Source organism: Cylindrospermum stagnale PCC 7417, assembly GCF_000317535.1.
GTDB classification, from domain to species: Bacteria; Cyanobacteriota; Cyanobacteriia; order Cyanobacteriales; family Nostocaceae; genus Cylindrospermum; species Cylindrospermum stagnale.
In genome coordinates, this window is the sequence record NC_020050.1 from 1 (window position 1) to 22,964 (window position 22,964).

20 protein-coding genes and 5 pseudogenes are annotated in these 22,964 nt (G+C 43.1%); 16 read left to right on the forward strand and 9 right to left on the reverse strand.

What is annotated here, in order from left to right; genetic code table 11:
* The first annotated feature begins 43 nt into the window (after positions 1–43).
* The gene (gene clpB, locus CYLST_RS29715; RefSeq protein ID WP_015328248.1) at positions 44–2,686 is read left to right on the forward strand and encodes an ATP-dependent chaperone ClpB; all 2,643 of its coding nucleotides are present in this window, start codon (positions 44–46) and stop codon (positions 2,684–2,686) included.
* A 105-nt stretch (positions 2,687–2,791) separates the two neighbouring features.
* Entirely contained in the window at positions 2,792–3,379 is a 588-nt protein-coding gene (locus CYLST_RS29720) for an HdeD family acid-resistance protein (protein WP_015328249.1), read from the forward strand.
* Between the two features lie 38 nt (positions 3,380–3,417).
* Here CYLST_RS29720 and CYLST_RS33845 read toward each other — a convergent pair.
* Positions 3,418–3,633: pseudogene (locus CYLST_RS33845) on the reverse strand (IS701 family transposase); the annotation flags it as partial.
* Between the two features lie 12 nt (positions 3,634–3,645).
* Here CYLST_RS33845 and CYLST_RS36190 point away from each other — a divergent pair.
* Positions 3,646–3,861, forward strand: a pseudogene (locus tag CYLST_RS36190) (cupin domain-containing protein); the annotation flags it as partial.
* 198 nt (positions 3,862–4,059) lie between these two features.
* On the opposite strand, the gene CYLST_RS29730 reads toward CYLST_RS36190, so the two are convergent.
* The gene (locus CYLST_RS29730) at positions 4,060–4,341 is read right to left on the reverse strand and encodes a hypothetical protein (RefSeq protein ID WP_015328250.1); all 282 of its coding nucleotides are present in this window, start codon (positions 4,339–4,341) and stop codon (positions 4,060–4,062) included.
* Positions 4,342–4,543: 202 nt separating this feature from the next.
* Here CYLST_RS29730 and tnpC point away from each other — a divergent pair.
* The 7 genes and pseudogenes from tnpC (at position 4,544) to CYLST_RS29765 (ending at position 10,485) form a co-directional block, all read left to right on the forward strand.
* A pseudogene (tnpC, locus tag CYLST_RS29735) lies at positions 4,544–6,049 on the forward strand (IS66 family transposase).
* A 5-nt stretch (positions 6,050–6,054) separates the two neighbouring features.
* A complete protein-coding gene (locus CYLST_RS29740; RefSeq protein WP_051056206.1) occupies positions 6,055–6,492 on the forward strand; it encodes a sulfotransferase domain-containing protein in 438 nt (145 codons plus the stop codon).
* 89 nt (positions 6,493–6,581) lie between these two features.
* Positions 6,582–6,854, forward strand: coding sequence for a sulfotransferase domain-containing protein (locus CYLST_RS36450; RefSeq protein ID WP_041234084.1), 273 nt, complete (start codon positions 6,582–6,584; stop codon positions 6,852–6,854).
* Complete coding sequence (locus CYLST_RS29750; protein WP_041234085.1) at positions 6,839–7,444, forward strand: sulfotransferase domain-containing protein; 606 nt, start codon at positions 6,839–6,841, stop codon at positions 7,442–7,444. The genes CYLST_RS36450 and CYLST_RS29750 overlap by 16 nt, the downstream gene beginning before the upstream one ends.
* 126 nt (positions 7,445–7,570) lie before the next feature.
* Positions 7,571–8,761, forward strand: a complete 1,191-nt coding sequence (locus CYLST_RS29755; protein WP_015328251.1) for a chorismate-binding protein — start codon at positions 7,571–7,573, stop codon at positions 8,759–8,761.
* Entirely contained in the window at positions 8,758–9,756 is a 999-nt protein-coding gene (locus CYLST_RS29760; protein ID WP_015328252.1) for an aldo/keto reductase, read from the forward strand. The genes CYLST_RS29755 and CYLST_RS29760 overlap by 4 nt, the downstream gene beginning before the upstream one ends.
* 69 nt (positions 9,757–9,825) lie before the next feature.
* Complete coding sequence (locus CYLST_RS29765) at positions 9,826–10,485, forward strand: isochorismatase family protein (RefSeq protein ID WP_015328253.1); 660 nt, start codon at positions 9,826–9,828, stop codon at positions 10,483–10,485.
* Between the two features lie 120 nt (positions 10,486–10,605).
* Here CYLST_RS29765 and CYLST_RS29770 read toward each other — a convergent pair whose 3' ends face one another.
* A complete protein-coding gene (locus tag CYLST_RS29770) occupies positions 10,606–11,910 on the reverse strand; it encodes a hypothetical protein (protein ID WP_015328254.1) in 1,305 nt (434 codons plus the stop codon).
* A 635-nt stretch (positions 11,911–12,545) separates the two neighbouring features.
* Between CYLST_RS29770 and CYLST_RS36885 the strand changes: the two are divergent.
* Positions 12,546–12,957, forward strand: a pseudogene (locus CYLST_RS36885) (hypothetical protein).
* Between the two features lie 9 nt (positions 12,958–12,966).
* On the opposite strand, the gene CYLST_RS35620 reads toward CYLST_RS36885, so the two are convergent.
* Both CYLST_RS35620 and CYLST_RS29775 read right to left on the reverse strand, forming a co-directional pair.
* Positions 12,967–13,107 (reverse strand): hypothetical protein, encoded by a 141-nt coding sequence (locus tag CYLST_RS35620; RefSeq protein ID WP_216595265.1) that lies wholly within the window; start codon positions 13,105–13,107, stop codon positions 12,967–12,969.
* 28 nt (positions 13,108–13,135) lie between these two features.
* The gene (locus tag CYLST_RS29775; protein WP_015328258.1) at positions 13,136–15,526 is read right to left on the reverse strand and encodes a TnsA endonuclease N-terminal domain-containing protein; all 2,391 of its coding nucleotides are present in this window, start codon (positions 15,524–15,526) and stop codon (positions 13,136–13,138) included.
* A 123-nt stretch (positions 15,527–15,649) separates the two neighbouring features.
* Here CYLST_RS29775 and CYLST_RS35625 point away from each other — a divergent pair, with 123 nt between their 5' ends.
* Positions 15,650–15,940 carry a hypothetical protein gene (locus CYLST_RS35625; protein WP_216595266.1) on the forward strand — a complete coding sequence of 97 codons (291 nt, stop codon included), beginning with the start codon at positions 15,650–15,652 and terminating at the stop codon, positions 15,938–15,940.
* A 65-nt stretch (positions 15,941–16,005) separates the two neighbouring features.
* Here CYLST_RS35625 and CYLST_RS36200 read toward each other — a convergent pair whose 3' ends face one another.
* A complete protein-coding gene (locus tag CYLST_RS36200) occupies positions 16,006–16,467 on the reverse strand; it encodes a hypothetical protein (protein ID WP_245587549.1) in 462 nt (153 codons plus the stop codon).
* On the reverse strand, positions 16,464–16,949 hold the full coding sequence (locus tag CYLST_RS36205; protein WP_245587550.1) for a ParB N-terminal domain-containing protein: 486 nt from the start codon (positions 16,947–16,949) through the stop codon (positions 16,464–16,466). Before CYLST_RS36205 ends, CYLST_RS36200 begins: the two co-directional genes overlap by 4 nt.
* A gap of 523 nt (positions 16,950–17,472) precedes the next feature.
* Between CYLST_RS36205 and CYLST_RS29785 the strand changes: the two genes are divergently transcribed.
* The 4 genes from CYLST_RS29785 to CYLST_RS29800 all read left to right on the forward strand — a co-directional run bounded on the left by CYLST_RS29785 (position 17,473) and on the right by CYLST_RS29800 (position 21,289).
* Positions 17,473–17,925 carry a helix-turn-helix domain-containing protein gene (locus CYLST_RS29785; RefSeq protein ID WP_015328259.1) on the forward strand — a complete coding sequence of 151 codons (453 nt, stop codon included), beginning with the start codon at positions 17,473–17,475 and terminating at the stop codon, positions 17,923–17,925.
* 413 nt (positions 17,926–18,338) lie between these two features.
* On the forward strand, positions 18,339–19,385 hold the full coding sequence (locus tag CYLST_RS29790) for a tyrosine-type recombinase/integrase (protein WP_015328260.1): 1,047 nt from the start codon (positions 18,339–18,341) through the stop codon (positions 19,383–19,385).
* A gap of 106 nt (positions 19,386–19,491) precedes the next feature.
* Positions 19,492–20,814 (forward strand): AAA family ATPase, encoded by a 1,323-nt coding sequence (locus CYLST_RS29795; protein WP_015328261.1) that lies wholly within the window; start codon positions 19,492–19,494, stop codon positions 20,812–20,814.
* Positions 20,807–21,289 carry a hypothetical protein gene (locus CYLST_RS29800; RefSeq protein WP_015328262.1) on the forward strand — a complete coding sequence of 161 codons (483 nt, stop codon included), beginning with the start codon at positions 20,807–20,809 and terminating at the stop codon, positions 21,287–21,289. The genes CYLST_RS29795 and CYLST_RS29800 overlap by 8 nt, the downstream gene beginning before the upstream one ends.
* A gap of 83 nt (positions 21,290–21,372) precedes the next feature.
* Here the strand turns inward: CYLST_RS29800 and CYLST_RS29805 are convergent.
* A pseudogene (locus tag CYLST_RS29805) lies at positions 21,373–21,957 on the reverse strand (molybdopterin-dependent oxidoreductase); the annotation flags it as partial.
* Positions 21,958–22,477: 520 nt separating this feature from the next.
* Positions 22,478–22,885 carry a helix-turn-helix domain-containing protein gene (locus tag CYLST_RS29810; RefSeq protein WP_015328264.1) on the reverse strand — a complete coding sequence of 136 codons (408 nt, stop codon included), beginning with the start codon at positions 22,883–22,885 and terminating at the stop codon, positions 22,478–22,480.
* Positions 22,886–22,964 lie beyond the last annotated feature (79 nt).

Here is a 22,964-nt window from a genome sequence, read left to right on the forward strand (position 1 = left end):
TTGACTGCCTAAATAATTTATTTCTCAGCTAAGGGGCACGATTATGCAACCAACCAATCCCGAGCAATTTACCGAAAAAGCCTGGGAAGCCCTTGTTCGTACTCCCGAAATTGCCAAGCAGTTTCAGCATCAGCAGATTGAGAGCGAACATTTGATGCTAGCGCTACTGGAACAGGAAGGACTCGCCAGTTCTATTTTCAACAAAGCTGGGGTGAATGTTCAAAAACTCCACGAGCGCACTATCGACTTCATCAACCGTCAGCCCAAAGTATCGGGGGCTAGCAGTGGTTCGGTATACATCGGACACAGTTTAGAGAGGCTGCTCGATCGCGCCGAACAATACCGCAAAGAGTTTGGTGATGAATATATTTCTATTGAACATTTAATACTTGCCTTTGCCAAAGACGATCGCTTTGGTAAAGGGTTGTTTCAAGAATTTGGACTGGATGAAAAAAAACTCCGCAACATCATTCAACAGATTCGAGGGAGTCAAAAAGTGACAGATCAAAACCCGGAAGTTAAATATGAAGCGCTAGAAAAATACGGACGCGATTTAACCCAATTGGCACATGAGGGCATACTCGACCCAGTGATTGGACGAGATGAAGAAATTCGCCGCACGATTCAAATCCTTTCTCGTCGGACTAAAAATAACCCCGTGCTGATTGGTGAACCCGGTGTCGGTAAAACGGCAATTGTAGAAGGATTAGCGCAGCGCATTGTCAGTGGTGATGTCCCGGAATCATTGCGCGTTGGCGTAGCCGGCCGTAGGCATCGCAAACTAATAGCTTTAGACATGGGTGCGTTAATTGCCGGAGCCAAATACCGAGGAGAATTTGAAGAACGCCTGAAAGCTGTCTTAAAAGAAATCCAAGAAGCACAGGGACAAATCGTCTTGTTCATTGACGAAATTCACACTGTAGTTGGTGCGGGTGCAACGCAAGGATCGATGGATGCTAGCAACTTGCTCAAGCCGATGCTTGCTCGCGGCGAACTGCGCTGTATTGGTGCCACCACGCTAGATGAATATCGCAAGTACATTGAAAAAGATGCGGCTTTGGAACGTCGTTTTCAGCAGGTGTATGTCGATCAGCCCAGTGTGGGAGATACCATCTCAATTCTGCGCGGTTTGAAAGAGCGCTACGAGTTACACCACGGCGTGAAGATTTCTGATAGTGCGTTAGTAGCGGCAGCTACTCTGTCTGCCAGATATATTAGCGATCGCTTCCTACCCGACAAAGCTATTGATTTGGTGGATGAAGCTGCGGCTAAACTAAAAATGGAAATTACTTCCAAACCAGAAGAATTAGACGAAATCGATCGCAAAATTCTGCAACTGGAAATGGAGCGGCTGTCACTGCAAAAAGAAACAGACAGTGCTTCCAGAGAGCGGTTAGAACGGCTGGAGAGAGAACTTGCAGAGTTAAAAGAACGGCAAGTTGCTCTCAATGCTCAATGGCAAGCAGAGAAGCAAATCATCGATCGCATTCGCCAAATTAGACAAGAGATTGAGCGTGTCAATGTAGAAATTCAGCAAGCCGAACGCGATTACGACCTCAACCGGGCAGCAGAACTGAAATACAGCAAACTCACTGAGCTGCAACGACAACTAGAAGAAGCCGAAGCGCGACTAACTCAAATCCAGACTAGCGGTAAATTTCTGTTGCGCGAAGAAGTCACCGAAGCTGACATTGCCGAAATTATCTCCAAGTGGACGGGTATTCCGGTGAGCAGACTGGTTGAATCGGAAATGCAAAAACTCTTGCATCTGGAAGAAGAGCTACATGAACGTGTGATTGGTCAGGAGGAAGCTGTAAGAGCTGTTGCCGATGCAATTCAACGTTCCCGTGCTGGGTTGGCAGACCCGAATCGTCCCATTGCCAGCTTTATTTTCTTAGGCCCAACCGGGGTGGGAAAAACAGAACTGGCAAAAGCTTTAGCGGAATATCTGTTTGATACCGAAGATGCACTGGTGCGGATCGATATGTCCGAATACATGGAGAAACACGCTGTTGCCCGTCTCATTGGTGCGCCTCCAGGTTACGTGGGCTATGAAGAAGGCGGACAACTCACCGAGGCGATTCGCCGCCGACCTTATTCTGTAATTCTGTTTGACGAAATTGAGAAAGCTCATCCTGATGTATTCAACGTCCTGCTGCAAATCCTGGATGATGGTCGCCTAACTGATTCTCAGGGACGCACAGTAGATTTTAAAAATACGATCGCGATTATGACCAGCAATATTGGTTCAATATACATTTTGGATGTGGCAGGAGACGATAGCAAGTACGAACAAATGCGCGATCGCGTCATGGAAGCAGTTCGAGAAAGTTTCCGCCCCGAATTCCTCAACCGCATTGATGAAATAATTTTCTTCCATAGCTTGCGGAAGGACGAGTTGCGCGAAATTGTCAAACTACAAGTGCAGCGTTTAGAGGAGCGACTGCGCGAGCGTAAACTCTTGCTCAAAATCTCCGACGAGGCTCTCAATTGGATTGTTCAGGTCGGTTATGACCCAGTTTACGGTGCTCGTCCCCTGAAGCGGGCGATTCAGCGAGAACTAGAAACTCCGATTGCCAAAGCGATTCTACGCGGCGAGTTCCACGAAGGCGACACAATCTACGTCCATGTGGAACACGAACGACTGGTGTTGAAGCGCTTATCACCTGAACTGGTCAATGCTTAGAGGGGGCAGAGGAGCACAAGGGAGAGATAACTCTTGGAAAGACTTGGGTTAATCACGTCTCTCTTTCAAGATTTAACCACATATCAAAACATTTTTGGAAAAGCTATGACTTCTGAAGATTTTAGAGAAACCAGAACAAATTCAGCATTGGCAATTGTCTTAGGTGTTTTGATGATTCTGCTGGGAATTGCAGCGATCGCAGAACCATTTATTGCCACTATTGCCATCACAATCGTATTCTCCTGGACTTTAATTATTGCTGGCATCGTCCGAATTGTTCATGCATTTCAATCACGTCACAAACGAGGCTTCTGGACAACACTAGTAGTTGGTATTCTATACGTAATTGGTGGAATTTTGTTGATTAGCAACATCTTTGGTGCTGCGCTCTCTCTCACCTTAGCTTTTGGATTTATCATTTTTATTGAGGGTGTATTGGAGGTGATTGCAGCATTTGAAATGCGTCGATATCCAAACTGGGGTTGGGTACTATTTAGCGGTATCATGGCTATTATTCTAGGGATTTTTATTCTGTATCAATGGCCTGTCAGCGCAGTTTGGGTATTGGGAGTATTTGTAGGGATTAATTTTTTGTTGACGGGCCTTTGGATGATCATGCTTTCATTAGCTTCTCGTAGTCTTCCTGACTATAGGGCAAGAGGTAAGGATTCAGGTGTAATATTGCGGAAGTAAAGAAGGGCGAGACTGATAATTATCCCTCATTTGTCACTCTAAGCAGAGGAAAATACAAAATCAGGGCAAGTCAGGAATATCAAAATTGAGGAAGTAAGCCTATAAACAATGGATTGAAGTTTAGCAAACCCTAATGATAGTTGGGGGATGGGAAAAACTGTAAGCCAAGGTTGAATTAAATTAAATAGGATAAAAGGTTGGATAATTAAACGGAGATTATTTAAAATATTTTTCCAGCCTTTGTCATCATCCCAAGAAGTGGCTGAGAGCCTTCCGCCAAAGGGCCAGCCGAGTATTTTACTGGCACTGTACGCATTGACCCCCTGTTCCCAGCAAACGATCCAGTACGCACGTCTGGTGCCAGTGTCACGTTCGAGCCTGGTGGTCGGACAGCATGGCACACCCACCCGTTAGGACAAACCTTGATCGTTATGGCAGGTTGCGGCTGGGTGCAGCGATGGGGTGCTCTAAGGGAGGATGTGGGAATTCACATGGATTGAGATCCCAAACCATCTGATTAGTGGAGAGTTAGACATAATTTTACTTGGGCTGATATGCAACCCTCTAATTTAAATCTTATAAAAGTGATAGGCAAGATTTTGCCTATCACTAAATTGTTTATAAATTTACCTTGTCTACAAGATAGTTACTCGATGTGCAATTTTTTGCACATCGAGTAACTATCTTGGCGTAGCATCTATCGTTGGGATTCCACATTGCGAGATGCATAGGCTGACTTGAGATCCAATCGCTAATGCGGCTGAATTAGAAATTGCTCTAGCCAAAATAATATTACCTAGCTTGTCCTGGACTTGATACCTGCCAGTAGTGGCATCATATCCCAAGATTGTCACATTAGCTTCTTGAGCGCTTTTTTGATCGCGTTGTATTTTTACCTGGGTGGATCGGTATAAAGTTCGATTTGTTCCAGCCAGTCTTCGTAAAATTGATAATTCATCCATCAATCAAATCCATCTATCAAACAACTGCTTTAGGATCGCGTACCCCTCGCTTGAGAGGTGGTTCATTTCGTCCCTGAAAAAAGATGATTTATTTATTGTTTTGTAACCGTTCAGGGGGTAGAAGAGAGATAGCCAAAAATTACCCCCAAAATCTGATAAATTAAGTGACATGGAACAGAAGTGCGTCAATCACTGAGAACAGATACCCCCAGAAGATTGGGGAAAGACTCCAGCCAGTGTCAAAAAACTGGTGGAGACAATGGCGCAGCAAATAGAGCAACAGTCAAAGAAACTAACGGAAGTCTTGACAGTTCAAGAACAATTATTAGAAAAAATTAATCGGACTTCCGTTAACTCATCATCACCACCATCAAGTGACCCACCGGGATTTGGAAAAAAGCTGCAAAAGAAAAAAAGCGGTAAAAAGCGAGGGGGTCAGCCCGGTCACAAAGGAAATAGCCGGGACTTATACCCAATAGAAGAATGTAGCGAAGTAATAGACCATCATCCAGAAGAATGCAGAAATTGTGGCTCTACCCTGACTGGAGTTGATACAAACCCCTATCGTCACCAGATAGTAGAAATACCACCAATCAGTCCCATAGTCATAGAGCATCGTCTACATCAATTGACCTGTAAAGGATGTGGCACAAAGACCCGTGCAATACTACCAGAAGACGTGAACCCAAGTGGATACGGAGTCAGAGTAGTAGCACTAGTAGCACTTCTGAGTGGAGTGTACCGCAACAGTCAGAGAATGGTACAAAGTGCCATGCAAGAAGTGTTTGGAATCTCAATATCATTGGGAACCGTCAACAGACTGCGGCTTGAAGCGAGTCATGCCCTGGCAACCTGTGTAGATGAAGCCAAACTATATATTCAAAACGCAAACATCGTCGGAGCCGATGAAACCAGCTTTAATCAAGGAAATATAGATGGTAGTAATCCTGAACAGAGAAAAGCTTGGTTATGGGTTGCAGTCACCTAGTCACATTTTTTGAAATCGCCCTCACCCGTTGCACCCAAGGGGCAAAGAATTTATTGGGTGAAAACTTCAGGGGGATTTTGAACTCCGACCGTCATGGCGCTTACAACTGGGTAGATTTAGAACGACGGCAATTATGTTGGGCGCATCTGCGACGGGAATTTATCAAAATATCGGAACGGACTGGAGTCTCGGCAGAATTGGGAACAATTCTGGTGAAACAACAGGAGAAGTTATTTGAGTTATGGCATCGAGTCCGAGATGGTACGTTATCTCGTGGTGATTTTGTGGTTTTGGTTCAGGAGATTCGCTCATCCATCAGAGCAACTTTGCACGAAGCTAACGAATACGAGATTACAGGACGGGAAAAAACTCCCTTAGCAAAAACAGTCCGCACTTGTCGTCAACTGCTCAAAGTTGAGTCGGCGATGTGGTTATTTGTGACAACTTTCGGTGTCGAACCCACTAATAATGCGGCAGAAAGAGCGATTCGGGAAAGCTGTGATATGGCGACGGACTAGTTTTGGCTCTCAAACTCAGGCTGGTAGTGTTTTTGTGGCTCGGATGTTAACTGTGGTGACAACCCTCAAGTCCCAACAGCGTCATGTTTTGGAGTTTATGACTCAGGCTGTTATTGCGGCTCGTGGTGGTACACCCCCTCCTTCTTTGATTCCAAACCCTACTACTTGTGCTGATGATTCTGATTTGTTGAAAGCTGCCTAATTTTATTGCTGGATTTTGGGGGTTGTTTTTCGTCTTCTTTATACCCCCTGAACGCTTACGATTTTTTTGAGTTTATTAACAGTTGGTGGCAGGTCAGAAATCTTCCGAATGTCCTACTAGTCCACTATGCTGATTTGATTCAAAATAAACCTAATTGGGTTGAAAAAATAGCCAAGTTTTTAGATATCAAAGTCGATGCCGAGTGCCAGGAGATGATCTTACATAAATCTTCTCTAGAGTATATGCGAGAGAATTCCGAAAAATTTGAACCTCGAATATTTCAAAAGCACCAATTCATTTACAAAGGCACCAATGGACGCTGGCAAAATTTATTAACGCAGCAACAGATCAAGCACTATGATGATATGATTGCTAAAAAATTAGGTACTGCCTGCGCTAACTGGGTAAAACATGGGGGAGCTTTACCTATAGCTTGTGATTGACTTTGACAATCCAGCAAAACTCAATCCGATAAATTTGAACGAATTTCAAAAGCCCAAGAGGCGGCATTCTTTAATAAATAGGATTACTAATGGCAGAATACAAACAGGTACTGGTTAAGGACGGTAAGAATCCAGAGGGATTAATTTCATTTCCTATCTTCATTACCCAGAGGGAAATTGGTGCACTTAATAGCTTTATAGTTCGCGATTGGGATACCTTTATAGTAGCCTATCCTAAATCTGGTACAACATGGATGGAGCAAATTGTTCACCTACTTGCTAACAATGGAGAGCAAGGTGACAAGATATTGAGTGAAGCGGTTCCTTGGCTAGAAGGTGCAGCAACTTGTTATGGAGTTTAGATAGACTCATCAGAGATAGTGGAGATCGCCGTTACTTTCACAGTCATTTACCTGTGTCTTTAATGCCAATATTTGGCAAAACCAAAGCCAAATATATTTATGTTGCTTGCAATCCAAAGGACAATGCTGTATCCTATTATTATCATGCCCGCAGCAAAATGGGATACGAAGGGAATTGGCGTGAATTTATTAAGCTATATATTGAGGGCAAGGTCGGTTATGGCTCAATATTTGATCATGTATTGGACTGGTGGAAAGTAAGTCAGGACTCAGATAATGTCATGTTTGTTAAATATGAAGACATGACAAAAAACTTAGCTCAAGTAGTTACAAATGTTGCTAATTTTATAGATATCCCCTTAACGTCTGATTTACTAGATGCTGTGATTGCGGCAAGTCAATTTTCTGCAATGGCAATTAATCCGAAAGCTAATCTAGATTGGGTTCCTCAGCGAGAAGGTATTCCTAAACATATGCGTAAGGGTATTGTAGGAGATTGGAAAAACCATTTTTCTTCAGAAGAGAATCTTCTCTTTGATGCTATGTATGAATCGAGATTTCTGAAATTGAGTTTGCAATTTGAATTCTAGTCAATCAAGCGTAAGGATTCAGGTGGCGGGGTATTGTGAGCTTCATTACTTTTTTAAAGTTTAGATTTTTCCTCTCAATAGCTAATAAACAGCTAGTAATTAATTATATCTCAAGGAGATTATCAAATGTGGATTTGGCATACCGAAACTAAATATATACGATGTATATCACCATTACTAAGCATTGAAGTAGTAAATATTGATGGCAAACTAAAAGTAATAACCTGTGGCACTTTCAAGGAGTCAATATGTTCAAATGCTCCTACAACATTAAGTCAATTATTGGTAGCTTTAGACAAATGGTTAGAAGCGCAAAGTCTTACTGCTTCAGGCATTATTGGGTATGAATGCAAGTCTCTTCTCAATGAGAAACTAGATTGGGTAACAGATTCAAATCTAATTGATCAACAGATTCAAGGTGAATCTGTTGTTTTTGTCATGCAAGCAGGAAACACTGAGGAAATTTGTGCTAAAAATAGCATTAGTAGTATTGATAGTATTTTAACTAAGGATGAGAAAAATAATTCTCTAATTAATAACCAAACAGTTGTAGAAGTCAATAAAGTAGTGACTCATGGATTGGAACTTAGGCAAAAACTGGATATTGATCATTTGGTCGTATCAGTACGTTTTCCCGTATATATTAATCCTGACCTACTTAATGATTTGGTCAATGGTGTCAAAACTCCTATCCACCAAAAATTTTTGATTAAAAGTGATAACTGGAATCTTATCAGCTGTACACCTGAGCAATTTATTTCGATTGCTGACTCAAAACTTCAAGTGCAAATTCTAGCTGGAACTTATCAACAAGGCAAAGATTTCGATAAGACTAGCTTAATAAATGAGCATCTATCTGCCCGTAATACTCTTCGCTCTCTTGTAGAAGATGTAGTTGGAAAACTTGAACTGATAGTGGATTGTGACTTACTTGCATTTGACAAAATTACACACTTCCACTCAGCTTATGAAAAACCTTACCATAGTGATATCTCTATGCTTTCGACTCTGGCACATCTAACACCGAGTCCGGCTACAGGAACACAAGACAAGCATACACAATTTGCTATTCAACAAATAGAAAGTCGCCCTCGCGGTTACTATGGTGGTTGCTTTTTTCTGAGAACTCCTGGTTGTCTAGAAAGCTTAGTTTCTATCCGTTCTATTTTCAAGATGGAAAATAGTGAAACTGGTGAGATGATTGTCGGAGCAGGTTTGAAAAAAAGTTCAAGTTTGAGTAGTGAAACAGTAGAAATTATCTCAAAAGCTACTAGTACAGCAAAATTACTAAGTGTACAACTAGGAAACTTACAATGAACCCATTGCAGAAGACGAGTTTGGGAAGCACAGGTTTAGAAGTAACCCGTTTGGGGCTAGGATGTACTTCTCTAGGAGGGATGTATGAAGATATATCAGAAGAACAAGCCTTTGAACTGGTACATCGTAGCCTTTCACTTGGATTAAACCTGTTCGATACAGCACCTTTCTATGGGTCAGGCAAAAGCGAAGAACGGTTGGGTAAGGCCTTAGCGGAAATCCCTCGCGATCAGTTTGTACTTGCTACTAAGGTAGGTCGGACTTTGATACCAACTTTGGGTGATGATCGTGGTAAGAAAATTTTCGTCAATCCTCTCCCTTTCCGACCAGTTTTTGACTTCAGCTATGACGGTGTGATGCGCTCATTCGAGGAAAGCCTCACTCGGCTAAAGAGCGATCGCATTGATATTGTGCATATCCATGATCCTGACGACCATTATCAAGAGGCGATTGAGTCAGCGTATCCGGCTTTGGAAAAACTACGCAGCCAAGGCGTTATCCGTGCTATTAGTGTCGGCATGAAACAGTGGCAGATGCTGGTTAGATTTGCCCATGAAGGAGACTTCGACTGCTTTTTACTAGCTGGTCGTTATACCTTACTTGACCAAAGTGCTATGTCAAAACTCTTCCCTTTATGTATAAAAAAGAATATTAGCGTCATTTTGGGCGGTACTTATAATAGCGGTATTTTGGCAACAGGAGTCCAGTCAGGTGCTAAATACGATTACGCAGAGGCTCCACCAGAAATTGTAGACCGAGTACGTCGTATAGAAGCTGTTTGCGATCACTACCAAGTTTCCTTAAAGGCAGCAGCCTCACAATTTGCTTTAGCTCACTCAGCAGTTACCACGATTATACCCGGTGCGGCATCAGTAAAACAGATGAACGAAAACTTTAATTTATTACAACAGAATATTCCTGATGACTTCTGGACAGAGCTACAGGCTAAAAAGTTGATTAATCAAGATGCGCCGCTACCGAAAGTAACAGAATAGCTCAAAGTTACCTCAATAAATCAAGTATCTTTGCTGAAGATAATAAATGATGAAATTTGGCGAAATAAAATGAATAAACTTAGCGCAGGTTGCCATCCCTATCAGTTACCGGGAATCGAATGTCTGCAATATAACCGAGTTCAGTGGTCAGTTCTACCTCATAGAGCAGCACTGTTAATTCATGATATGCAAAAGTACTATTTAAAACCTCTTATGGGTGGAGATGAAAGGCCAGGCAGACATTTAATTGAGAACATCAAGGCAGTTCGAGAAGTTTGTATTGCAGCGAATATACCTATTATCTACAGTGTTGCTAGTCCCTGTGAGCATATTGAGCAACGTGGTTTGCTGTACGACTTTTGGGGCGGTGGGATGAGCAACATTCCAGATCATGTGGAAATTGTGGATGAAGTGAAGCCAGACAATAATCGTGATTACATGATCATCAAACACAAATATAGTGCTTTCTACAAAAGCAATTTGGCAGATACTTTAAAGACTTTAAAAATAGACCAGTTAATTATCACAGGTGTTTATAGTCATATTGGCTGTACGGCTACTGCACTCGATGCTTTGATGAGAGATATACAAGTTTTCTTTGTTGGAGATGCAGTTGCAGATTTTTCACTGGATTTTCATATGGCTTCGATTGCTACTGTAGGTAATTGCTGTGGACAGATTTTCTTAACTCAGATGCTCAAGGAAACTCTTTTGCCACTGGGCATATAGCGGTATGCACTTGGATGAGATACATCATAGTCCCCTCATCGCTTGCGGGGAGGGGATTGGGGGTGGGGTTTTTGTATCTCACTCAACCGAGAACCGCTATAAGTAGGTAAACATAATTAATTACACAAGTTTATGTTCTGCACTTATCTGCTTGCCTCTTTCGGTTACTCCCTCTTTTAAGCCTGTATCCGACTCCAATGCTTTGACTATGCTCTGAATGCGCTTTTGCGATCGCTCGCTGCGTTCCTGGTTTTGGCTTTTTGGTTTTTCAAATGGGATTACGTTGTCTATCTCAGGGGATTTTTTTACTTCTCTACCACCAGCTAGGGCTAGGGCATAGGTGTTGGCAAATGTTCCTAAGGGACGTTTTGGATAACTGGCGTAGGGGGTATACCATTGGTGGCGTGTTGTGCATTCTACCCAATCTCTAACTCTTGCTTCGATTTCATGTTGGTGGCGGCAATTTTTTGTGCAGCCAGGGGCGTTAATGGCGGTGGAGAGGCAAAATTCGACTAATTTCTCACCCTCTAAGTCTAAAAAGACGATTCCGTAGCCCACGAAGATTTGTAAGAGGGTGTTTGTTTGTTCTCGTCCCGTCCAACCGCTGGCGATTATTTCTTCCCAGTTGGTACGCCACTGTGCAACGTCAGCAGACTCTTGCTTGCGATATCTCTCCCGTGTAATTTGTTTTTTGGCTTTTTTCGCTATCCGTTTTAGTTTGGTTAAATCTTGCCGACTGGCCGCGCGATCGCAATAGTCGAGAAAGACGGAAACCGAGTCACTAATAGGTTGTAAGTCGTTATCCAGTAAAAATGACCCGCTACCCGGTTGCATGGGGCAGCGGATGGCTTTATAGTTGGTTATTTGTTTTTCACTGTAGGCTTTGGTGTAGGGGAAGATTTCTAGGTGCCCTTGCCGCAGGACAAAGCCTGCATTTCTTAAGGTAATCTCTAGAGCGCAGGCTAGGGTAAAGGTAGGCAGGGGGGATGCAAAGGTTAGGATCAGGTGATAGCCGCCACTAAAGCTGGACTGGAGGATGATGATATCGACTATGCCGATGTCCTCTAGCGCCCCTTTGATACGATTTATAGATTCAAGGTTGTGGTAGTCACCGAAGAAGTCTAAATCGATTGTGGCGTAACGGGTTGTGTTGTCAAAGCGGAGACCTACTAGTTTCGACTTGTCTTGGTGCAGTTTCCACAGTTGGGAGGGATGGAGGTAATGGTCGATGGTGCGCCATGCTGGTTTTCCACCTTGTGCTTGATTGGGGGCAACTATCGCCCCAAATGGATGCCAAAAGCGCTCTACATAGCGTTTACCCACGGATTCTGCGGGCAGGTGAGGTTTGATTTTCTTTTTTAAAGGCTGTGAAAGGCTTAATTGGGGCTTGTTCTCGACATCTGCCCCTAAATTTTCTTGGAACATGAGTGACTGTCCTGATAATTTTTGTGCATCAGGTAGCCTTGCTGTTAGTCAAAATGTGTTAGCCTAAATTTGAAATTTTTTTTTGATTCAATCAATCAATCAAGCGTTGGTTATTCGCTTGTTGGAGGCGACTGGTAATCGTCTCATGGTTAAAAGCAAACAGAGATTTATACTTGTTTAGGCTTAGACATACGTAGGCTTAGACTAGCATTTAGTCCAAAGCGCTTGATTGACCAACAACAATGCGGCTACCCAACTTTTTTTTGGGTTCTATTAGGTAAAGTTAAATTCTGGGATAAATTCTCTGCTAGAGAGACTGCCCACAGCTACCTATGCAGCACGAATATTATCCTTATTTCTATTTGTAGATACTTCCATTGCTTTCATTTGGGTTTTATAATCCTCCCAAGTTTTTTCAAACACGTCAGACTCATACATTCGCAACAAGACCTCCTCTTTATCAGTCAAATTGGGAAGTTGTGACTTGAATGAAAAAATGGGCTTTTAGCTCACATTATGCTTCACAAAGCAGATGTCCATTTTATGCTTCAAAAAAGCAGTCAAAGTAAAAACCTAACTTCCATGTAATACACGGAAAAACTGTTAACCTAACGGTGTATTACTTGGAAAGGGTTATGTTGAAACGGGATATTCAAGGGAAATTTGCCCTGAAAAATGATGATTACCGTCAAGTACGCTCTTTGAGACTAACAGATGACACCTGGAAAGCATTGGGGCATTGCTGCTGAATGCTATTGATTAACAAGAGCAGATTATTTAGAAGAAATAGTAAAAAGCGACAATCTACCAAGTAATACATGGAAAGAAGACGACACTTTTCCGTATATTACACGGGGAGAGGAAAATCAAGATCAACAACCTGACATCGCTGAAGAGCATACACCGACACTGCTGAACATGGTAGAACTTGAAGCTTTACGTGACCAAGTATTACAGGAACTAAAATTAGGTAAACAAGCCCCTGGATACAAAACAACCCAAAAAGCTCTGAATCAATTCATCACTCTATTGAGCAAAAGATTGTAAATTTTGTCCCTACTCCCCAACCTTATCTCGTTGTGGCTTGCGTTGTCCGACACTCCTACGCCCATTTTTCTTGGGAACTGCTTCAACATTGTCAGGCTCAGTTGTGAAAGACATTACAAAAGCCTCAGAACTTTGTTTATCTTGTGGCATTTCCTCCGAGACTACGGCAGATTCCTTCTTAGAGCGAGTTTGCCTCTTCTTGGGCTGGATTTGCACTTCTGCTGTCTCCGTAACAGAACTGGGTGTATTTTGTGTCGTTTCCGTGACCCATATCAAAGGGGTCATAACGCACGGGAACTTTGGTTTTTTCAACAGATGGATTGCGAAAAGCATCGTTCCAGTAATAAAGATAATTGACTTTAATTCCTTGTCCCGGCTGGACTAAAGCCGTTCCTTTGGTTGTACTGGGGCGTGTGGACATGAGGAAGTCTTCGTTGTAGGCGATGTGCCGGTGTTCTCGTTCCCCCGCTATCAGCAACCCGTCGGTATAAACTTGTAATGGTGTTGCCCCCAGGGAATCGTGCTCGCTTGCGTCGTAAATGGTGTAGGCCCACTCGGTGAGGTAGGTATACAAATCTGCCAATGTCCACACAGCTTGTTGTTTGGGGTCAACGGATGGAGTCAGCTGTCGTGGCTGTTTACTTGCTTGGGTGTTACCTAAGAGGTTGTATACAAACTCGGTATTTGTTGTGCCGAATAATCGTTCTATGACTGAACCAAAACGCGGTTTGCCTCCAGGTCTGGTTTTTTTGATGCAGTGGTAGCGTGCTAGTAGGGTGTCAAAGTAGAGGCTATGAAATTCTTTGCCTCCGTCTACGACTACGGCTTGGGGAAAACGACCAAATCGCTGGATACAAGAACGTAGTGCCATCATACAAGACCTGTAACTGGGTGGGTCAAAGGTGAGATAAAGGGCGAGGATACGACGGGAATAGGCATCAATGAGTAATGTCAGCCAAGGTCGTCCTAAGTTCCGTCCTGTGGCTTGTGAGCGTAGTTCGATGTCGAGTTGGGTGTGGTCAATGTGGGCGATGGCAAAGGGTCTGTCTCCGTGTCGGGGTGTGGTTTTGGCTAGTTCTAAGATTGTTGGTTCTGTTGGGTATGCGGCTTTTGCTCCCTGACGTTTTTTGGTTTGTTCGTGGATTGGTCGCTGTTTGATGCGGTGATAAAAGGTACGAGAACTCAGGGGTTGTATATTTAATTCGTTGCAAGCTTTGACGTATAACCTATATACCGAAGCTGCTGGTGCTTGCCTTGGTGTCTCAAAGTGCTCGGTAATAAATTTATCGAGTAGTTCCCTTGATTGGTTTGGTGCTTTGGTTTGACGATTTCCTCGCCGCTTTGTACGTGGTAGTAAACCAACGTAACCGCAACCATACTTGGTTTCGGCTTCTCGAAACTGTTTTACCCATCTTTTCAAGGTACTGGCAGGAATATCTTTGTAGATATCTGCGTGGTGCTGAATATAGGCTTGTACTAGATGAAATCGGTGATTTGCTTGGCTGAGGTCGGCTGGAGAGGCTGCATCCATGAGTGCCTGCACTGCATTATTGATGGATGCTTGTTTTTCAGAGTTTTGAATTTTGATGTTGCCGCTTTCCAATAGTTGCAGGAAATATGCTGTTGGTAGTTGGATGGGTTGTCCAATTTCTGGTAGGAGTGTGGTGGTGGTTTCGCCTTTGTTTACTAATGTCCAGGGCTTGGAGTCCCATAGCAGGACTGTGTTTGGTAGGAGTGCTGTGGGTAGGGGTATTGGTTGATGATGCTGTGAAGTTATGGCTAGATGTGTGTAGGCTTGATGGGTTTGTTGGTCTAGATATAGCTGTACTCGCCAGTGTTCTACTAGGGGCGCTGCATACAGGTCTACGTAGAGTTGCTCTGTGGCTATCATGGCGTAGATGTCGTTGGCTCTGATTCCGGGGCTTGAGGCCAGTGTGGCGGTTATGGTGATTCCGGGGTTGGCTTGGACTGCGGTGAGTATTTGTTCTGTGATGGTGTGGGGGATGTTGATGTTGAATGGAAGGTAGTCTTCTAGGAAGATGAGGTTTTGGGTGAAGATGGGATGCAGTTCGCTATCGGTGCGGATGTAGTATTTGAGTCCATAGGAAGAGGCATGGGCTGTTCCCGGTGGGCTGTGCCATTTACCGTCGGCAGTTTTTTGGTAGCGTCCGGGGTATTTTTCGGCTAGTCGTTTGAGTTCGGTTTCAGTTTTCCATTCTTCCCAGGCTGCACCATCAGTTCTCAACACGAAGAAGTCTGGGGTATGGTAGTGACCTATTTTGCGTCCTGTTTTGTTTTGGTACTGGATGAGGAAGGAGGGTGGCTGGTCGTAAAACTCTAATACCTCTGGGTCGTGTTCCATTTGGTAGATTGCCCACAGTTCTACGGTGTGGCTTTCAAAGGAGATGGTTTGACCCATTTTCCGGCTGGGGTAAACTCCGCTGACGTTTTTGGCGCGTCCTTGTACACGGCGTGAGGGTGGGGCTGACCTGATTGTGGCAATTAGGTCTAGGCAAGATGCCGTTAGTTGCTGTTGGGAACACCATTGGTCAAATTCAGAGGAGTTCATGGAACTAGAAGATGATAGGTGTGTGTTTGGGCTTCATTTTTTCTTGACTCCCCCCAGAACCCTATATCTAGAGACAGTTTTGGAGTTTCACTACACAAGTCTATATTACTGATTACGGGGGGAGTGAAGCAGATATTGGTGATTTTGAATCATATTTTGGGACAAAAGTTGATTTTTGTGCTGCTAAAAGCTGGCTGTTTGCTTGGGGTTTTGTCCTTTAGGGTTTTTTCAACTCATGTTCATATTATGGTGCAGAAAATCAACTCTGGCTCATTATTTGATGCAAAGTTTTATTTCACTTTTTCCCGTAAGGCTTATTTTGCCGTTACTTATGGCTCATTTTATGGTTCACATTTTAGCCCAAGTTATGGTTCAAGTCATAGAAGTTTCAACAACTCCGCTAAAGACACCTGAACTGGGAAAACATCACTAAACTTTTGCATTAAGCAAAATATTCTCCTCCTCTGTGACGCAGATGGTTACGAAAGCAACTCTGCATCAATCTGTCGCGGACGTAGATTCACAATTTCAAGGCTCATATTCACTAAATTTCTCAATCCAAACACAACAAATTCATTAGTTATATTAATAACTCGTCCCACAATTTCCAACTCTGGCCGCAGTCTCTTCTTGAATTGATATACTTGGTCAAGCTGGAAACGCCGAAACGGTTTGCGTTCGCCACTACGTATCCAAGCAATACCATCGGCTATACTATTTATCTCACCTGCCTCAATCAGGTCTATCACCTGGTAACAGATATCTTGATTGCAAACAAACTTGTACGCTGCATCAATACTCCGGTTAAATTCCATCTCCAGTGCAACAACTGCCTTAAATTTTTTCAGTTCTCGTAATTGAGAAATTAAATCAAATACTTTCTTACCCTTGTGATAACTGCCAACACTTAAATTTAGATTTGCTGAGACCTCCTGAATCACTCGCTTACCTTTACTAATTGAGACTTACTTTCATTTAGCGAATGATTCAAATTTGAATCATTCGATTGATTCAAACGACGAGCGTTCTCCCTTTGTCTTTCTTTCGCCTGGGGACGAAGTACCCTCTCCCAGTACTGCCCCTCGTTAAATTTTTGGTAATGAGTCTTCCCACCTTCCCCGTGGAGATTAAAGTCAAGCACTAGTTTCAAATCTTCTTCAGGCGAACCAGACTCGACAAATTCCACTTTCACAGCGGAAATTAAGAGCTTGCGAGCTATCTGCAATCGACACTTACCTGCCAAGACGACATTTACACCAGTACGCGCAGATACTTTCAAGGATTCAAGAATCCCTTTTTCTGAGATACTTTTTTCCAAAGCCGGACGATCCTCATTCTCACCATATATTTCTATCAGCTTCGGATGAACAACCAACTCCGCAGGAGAAATATATACAATTGCCGGATTATGCACCTGAGACATATTTATACTCCGGGTCACAAAGTGTCACTCAAAAGATAAATCCAATCTTGAAAAGCCTAAGCAGGAAACAGAAAAATCTTAAGCAGCAAGATTTGTAGCACTTTCACTCATCGCTGAAAGTGACAATTAAAAAAAGTACTTAAATCTTGTAAGTAGCAAAATATTACCTACCAGAAAAACTATTGAAGAGAATTTTTTAGGTGGAAAAGTATTATTCCCAATCCATTGAAAACCAATACGACTTACTAAAGAGAGATTTAACCCACTGGTATTTGGGAAAAAAACATCTAAAGAAAGGTTTGTAAAACTGGGTAAACTCATGATATGATGGCTCTAGATGATTAAGTTGACAAAACAAAGTTCCGTTCTGTTTTAGTAACATGTGGGCCTGTTTTTTCCTCAAAGCCCTGCTACTAACAGGGTTTTGAGTGAATATTTAGGAAAAATAAACGCTACAAAATAAAGTATATCAGGTTTCGTTCCATTTGGCAAAATTATACAGTAGAGAGGGGTAAATTTTTAGATGCCTCACCTTCAGATATTAAATTCTATTGAAAAACAAGCACTAGAGCACCTAGCCGCAACCAGCAGCGATGAAGTTAGCAAAAGAGCGAAAATTCTGCTGGGACTAGACGAAGGTAAAAAATACTTAGCCATAGCAGAAGAGATTGGTGTAACTGAAAAATCAATAGCAAAGTGGAAGAAAAGATGGACATCAAGTACCATCTCATCAGAAACCCAGGAGTCGGCGATCGCCAAGGCTAACGAGGTATTAGGTGTAAACGTAGGCAGACCTAAAAAGTGCAAAAGTACAGAGGCGAGCAAAATCGTTGAAATCAGCGAATGGAGCAAGAACCGAAAACCCAGTCGTTCAAAGCACCATTACCATATGCAGGTAGCTGAAGAAGCAAAGAGCAGGGGGCTGCCAGCACTATCGCCAAGAAGTATAGGTCGGATCTTGGAAGCGCAACCCTAATAGCATCAAGCTTAATCAAGCTAACGGGCAATCCTATCTATTCAAAACGCCAGAATAACAACCAACTCACCGAAACTGTCAAGTTAAAAGGTTTGCCCGAATTGTTGCCAACAACAATTGGTCGCCGCCTATAAGCAAAAGAGCATTAAGAAAAATTGATAATTCCCTTAAACCATTCCAACCACTGGGATGGTTTAATTTTTGCCTTGCTCATAATTCAGTCAGAATACATAACGTAGTATAGTCAAGCGTTGGGTAACAAGCGAATAGCACTAATACCACAGCAGTATATTTAGCAACATTCCAATTGTGAACGTCTAATGGAAGATTTATCGCGCCAAAGTGAGTGCGGTCGGGCAAATTGAGAGAGAATAGTTTTGATATCGAAAAGTTCCGTTTTCGCGCTTAATGCTATGTCCGATACTCCATATCCCCAAGAGCGTGCATCCCCAAAAGCAAACGATGACACTCCTATTGCTCATGCGGTAGAGTCATTAAAAAAATCTCTTTCAGCCCCAATTGAGCGGTATTTTGCGGCAACTCCTGATGAGCAGGATGTCATTGCTTTGATGCTTGCCAATATTCGCGCACCCAGCACCCGGCGCGAATACCAAAAAGATTTGCGAAAGTTTTTCGTGGCTATGACTGGTATTGAGCCGAATTCTGACAGCGTGTTGGAGTTTCTGCACCTGACCGAGAAGCGGGCGGTGGCGGTGGTGTTGAAATATAAGGCCAAGCTACTGGCACAGGGGTTGAAGGAAGCAACAGTCAACCGTCGCCTCAGCAGCATTAAATCGTTGGTGAAGTTTGCCCGCAAGTTGGGTGTGTGCAGCTATACGCTAGAAGATGTAGAGTTGGAAAAGGTAAAAGCGTATCGAGATACCTCTGGGGTGGATGCCCAAACCATCGACAGTGTAGTCCAGTTAATTGAGCGCTCAACAGTTCATGGGAAACGAGATTATGCGCTGTTGCGGCTGTTGTGGGAAAATTTACTGCGACGCAATGAGGTGAGTCAATTAAATATTAAAGACTTCGACCCACACTCTGACAGGTTGCGGATTTTGGGAAAAGGGCAAGGTACGAATGATGAATGGGTAAAACTGTCAGTAGCAACAGTTAATGCTATCTGTGATTGGTTGCAAGTCCGGGGGAATATTACCGCCTCCTCACCCCTATTTATCGCCCTTGATAACCGCAGCAAAGGGCATCGTCTCACTGGGGACGGCATCCGCAAAATTGTTGTCAATTATTTTGATGCAGCTGGTGTGAAAAAGTTAATGTCACCGCACCGCATCCGCCATAGTGGGATTACAACTCTTTTAGAAGCAACCCAAGGGGATGTGCGAAAGACGCAAAAAGTCAGCCGTCATGCCAAGCTGGATGTGCTTCTCCAGTACGACGATAACCGTAAACAAGGTCAGTTAGAGATGACTTATTTGTTGGCAGATATGATTGACTAGGTGGATGCCTAAGCCAGGAAGTCACCCCCTGACTCGGCTACAAACAAAAGCCGCCCGTTGAGCGAAGCCGAAACGCAATATCGTGCATTCAGAGGAGAATTATGACATGAACGCCATGCTGACAGAATTTACCCTCGCCAACTTCAAAAGTTATCGTACAAGCCGCTTACCCCTTGGATCTTTGACCGTGCTAATAGGAGCCAATGCCGCAGGTAAAAGTAACGCGCTTGAAGGTTTGCGCTTTCTGTCATGGCTGGCACAAGGACAAAAACTCTCCAGCATTCAATATGCTGTGAATAGTGCCGAGCGGCTTGTACGTGGTCGAGTAAATGACTTGTGCCATCGGGGAGAATCAAGTTTTACCATCGGTTGCCGTTTGGACTTAACAGAGTGGAACCAACTCGATATAACCCTGAATGTGCGTGATGGAGAATTGCATATCAGTAGTGAGCGAATCGTTGACTCGACAAATTCAGTCCCCCTATATGAGCTAAATCAGCCTTCTGAAGGAATAAATACTGATGTTGGTGTCGCCTATAACAACTTTGCCAGGGGACAAAACAAACCACGAATAACGTGTAGCGATCAGATGGCTATCTTTGTGCAATTAGACAGCCCTGCTCGTTTTGATGCCAAATATGACAATTCCCAAAAGATAATTCCTGAGACAGTCCGCGAATATCAACGAGTCTTACAGAATATCCTGTTCCTAGATCCTGTTCCCGCCAAAATGCGCGAGTACAGTTTCAAATCTGATAAGCGATTACAAGAAGATGGTACTAATCTTTCCAGTGTTCTGTTTCGCTTATGGGAGAACCAAGCCGAAAATCAACAGGCAATTCTCAACTTTATTCAGAGTTTACCAGAACAGGCTATAGATGGGCTAGATTTCCTTTTGGGTCCACGGGATGAAGTCATGGTGAGACTAGCGGAGACTTTTGGCAATAACCGTCGCTATTGTGAAGCCGCGTTGTTATCAGATGGCACATTGAGAGTGTTGGCGATCACCGCAGCTATGCTATCGGCTACGGAAGGTAGTTTAGTAGTTATCGAGGAAATCGACAACGGCGTTCATCCCAACCGCGCCAAGCATCTACTCGCCAGCATCCGAGATATTGCCGAACGGCGTAAATTACGAGTGCTGCTTTCCACCCACAACCCAGCCCTAATGGATGCCTTACCCGACGCAGCCCTAGGTGATGTAGTCTTTTGTTTTCGAGATCCAGAGGAAGGGAATCAAGGCAATAGCCGCCTTGTCAGGCTTGGGGATATGTACGATTTCCCCAGTCTGATATCACAAGGACTACTGGGACAACTGGTAACTGCTGGGGTAGTGGATAGGTTCGTTAAGTCGCCGCACACACCTGAAGACAAAAAACAGAAAGCTATGGCATGGCTGTCTCGTTTGCAGGAGTACGGCAATGAGTAGTATTTGCCTGATTGATACCAGCATATTCGTGGAAATACTCGACGTTCCCAAATATAATCAGCATAGAGCATCAGTTCTCGAAGATTTTAAGACCTATGTTCAATCTGGCTGTACTTTTCTGTTACCTATGGCGACCATTCTCGAAACAGGCAACCACATTGCCCAAAACGGGGACGGCACAATGCGAAGGAAAACAGCCCTACGTTTTGTTGAACAAGTTAAAGCTGCATTCAACGGAGAAGCCCCCTGGCAGCCTACTGCATTTCCAGACACAACAGAGATATTGCTATGGATTGATCAGTTTCCGGATCTGGCAGGCAAAAACAAAGCTCCTGATAAGCAAGAAGGAACAAGTTTCGGTGATCTCAGCATCATTGAAGAATTTAATAAATTGTGCAAACGCTTCCCCATGAGTGAAGTGTTTATCTGGTCATTAGACAGGGATTTACAGAGCTATCACCGAACGCCAACATGAATATATGAGCCAGTTTACCTTCCTCCAGTCCGAATTTCCCGCAATTTACGAATCTGCCCACAAAGCATTTAAAACAGCCTATCGAGATCCGAACAGTCAGCTAGATTATTTGAGCCAAGCGATCGCATCATCAATTGCAGTAAAAACGCCGCTTCGTTGGAAGAACGACCAGAACTATAGGAAGCTACTCGTTCAGGAGTTTTCCGAAAAGCAGATAAAGCAATTTCATAAATCTCATCCCAACTGATGCGTTCATAATGAGACTTACCTTGACGTAAAATTACTGGAAAACTCAACCTGCCAAGACCGTCTGCTTCCAGGGATGTGAGTTTTTGGAGTTCGTTAATACTGTGTTGTTCAAAGAAGTGGCTAGGGACTGGGGGTTTAATTTCAGCGGAGATAGCTTCAACACTTTTCATACACCGCTGGAGTTTTTCCCCTTCTTCATTAGTAAAACCACCTTTTTGTCCACCAGTTCCCCAGGCACATGACAAGCAAGCACTTTTATGAAGTAAAGTTTTCCAGAGTTTTGGTCCTTCTGGCGACAATGTATGATTTGCCCAGTACTTAATAATAGGTAAACCGCCCCCAAATTCCGGCATATTCTCGTTTGTCTCTTCTAACAGAGGTAAGGAATGGATATTATGCAAGTTATCTTTATCCATCATGTAGCTTACTTACACCTCTTAGTTACGCCTAAACTATGTTGCTTGCAATCAGTGTCAGTAGATGACAAACTTTCGAGAATGAATGTAAAAACAAGGGTTTTAGCCGTTCTATAAAACCTACTCAAAACTACCCAGGTCTAAACAAAGCTAAACAATAGGCGTTTTAGTGTTTACTTTCTGATTCACAGTAGTCTAGTTATAGGCGTGGCAGGCTGTACCGGAAGCTTAGGGTTTGGGGAAGTCTTGACAAAACTGGACTTATTCGATCTCAAACTATGGTCTTTAATGGGAATCATAGCCTTACTATAGCAATCGTAAATCATTCGCGAGAAACAAAATCGCTCCCATGGGAAATGCGTACTTTTAATCACCGTATTTTCTCACGTTTCAATATCGGATTGCTATATACAGCACTTTGCGCGACTAACTGACACAGATTTTATCTTATTTTCCAGTTGATGTCCTCAACTCTTGTACCTAACCGTTACGCAAAGTGCTGTATTATTTATGTTCTTTTTGTTCATGCTGTTTTTGCTGCTAAGAAGTCTGCACTTCTAGATATTACATCTAAAATATCTGCTGGTTCGAGCAGAGTAATTTGCGCTAAGACTTCCTCTTTAATCTCCTCAACAGGACGATTTTTAAAATTTTGGGCATAATTCAATGGGCTATTTTCCCAACCTTGACGGTAGGTAGATAAAGATATATAACCATCCAAGTACTGTTGCAGCGATTCACTATCACCCCCACTCAGTTTTGCCAGACGCAAGAAATTTTTAGAGTCAGCTTCAGGAATGACTTTCGCTTTTAACCATCTGTATACAGTTGTAGAATCTACACCAATTTTTTCAGCTAACCTTTTTTGAGTCCAGCCTTCTTGTAATAACTGTTCAATCAACTGAGCTAATTGTTTTTGGCGTTCCTGCATAGTAGACAACCTGGTTCTACCAGTTAGAAAAGTTACCTTTGACTTATGAGTAATTTAAAAAATTACTTGTTATTATATT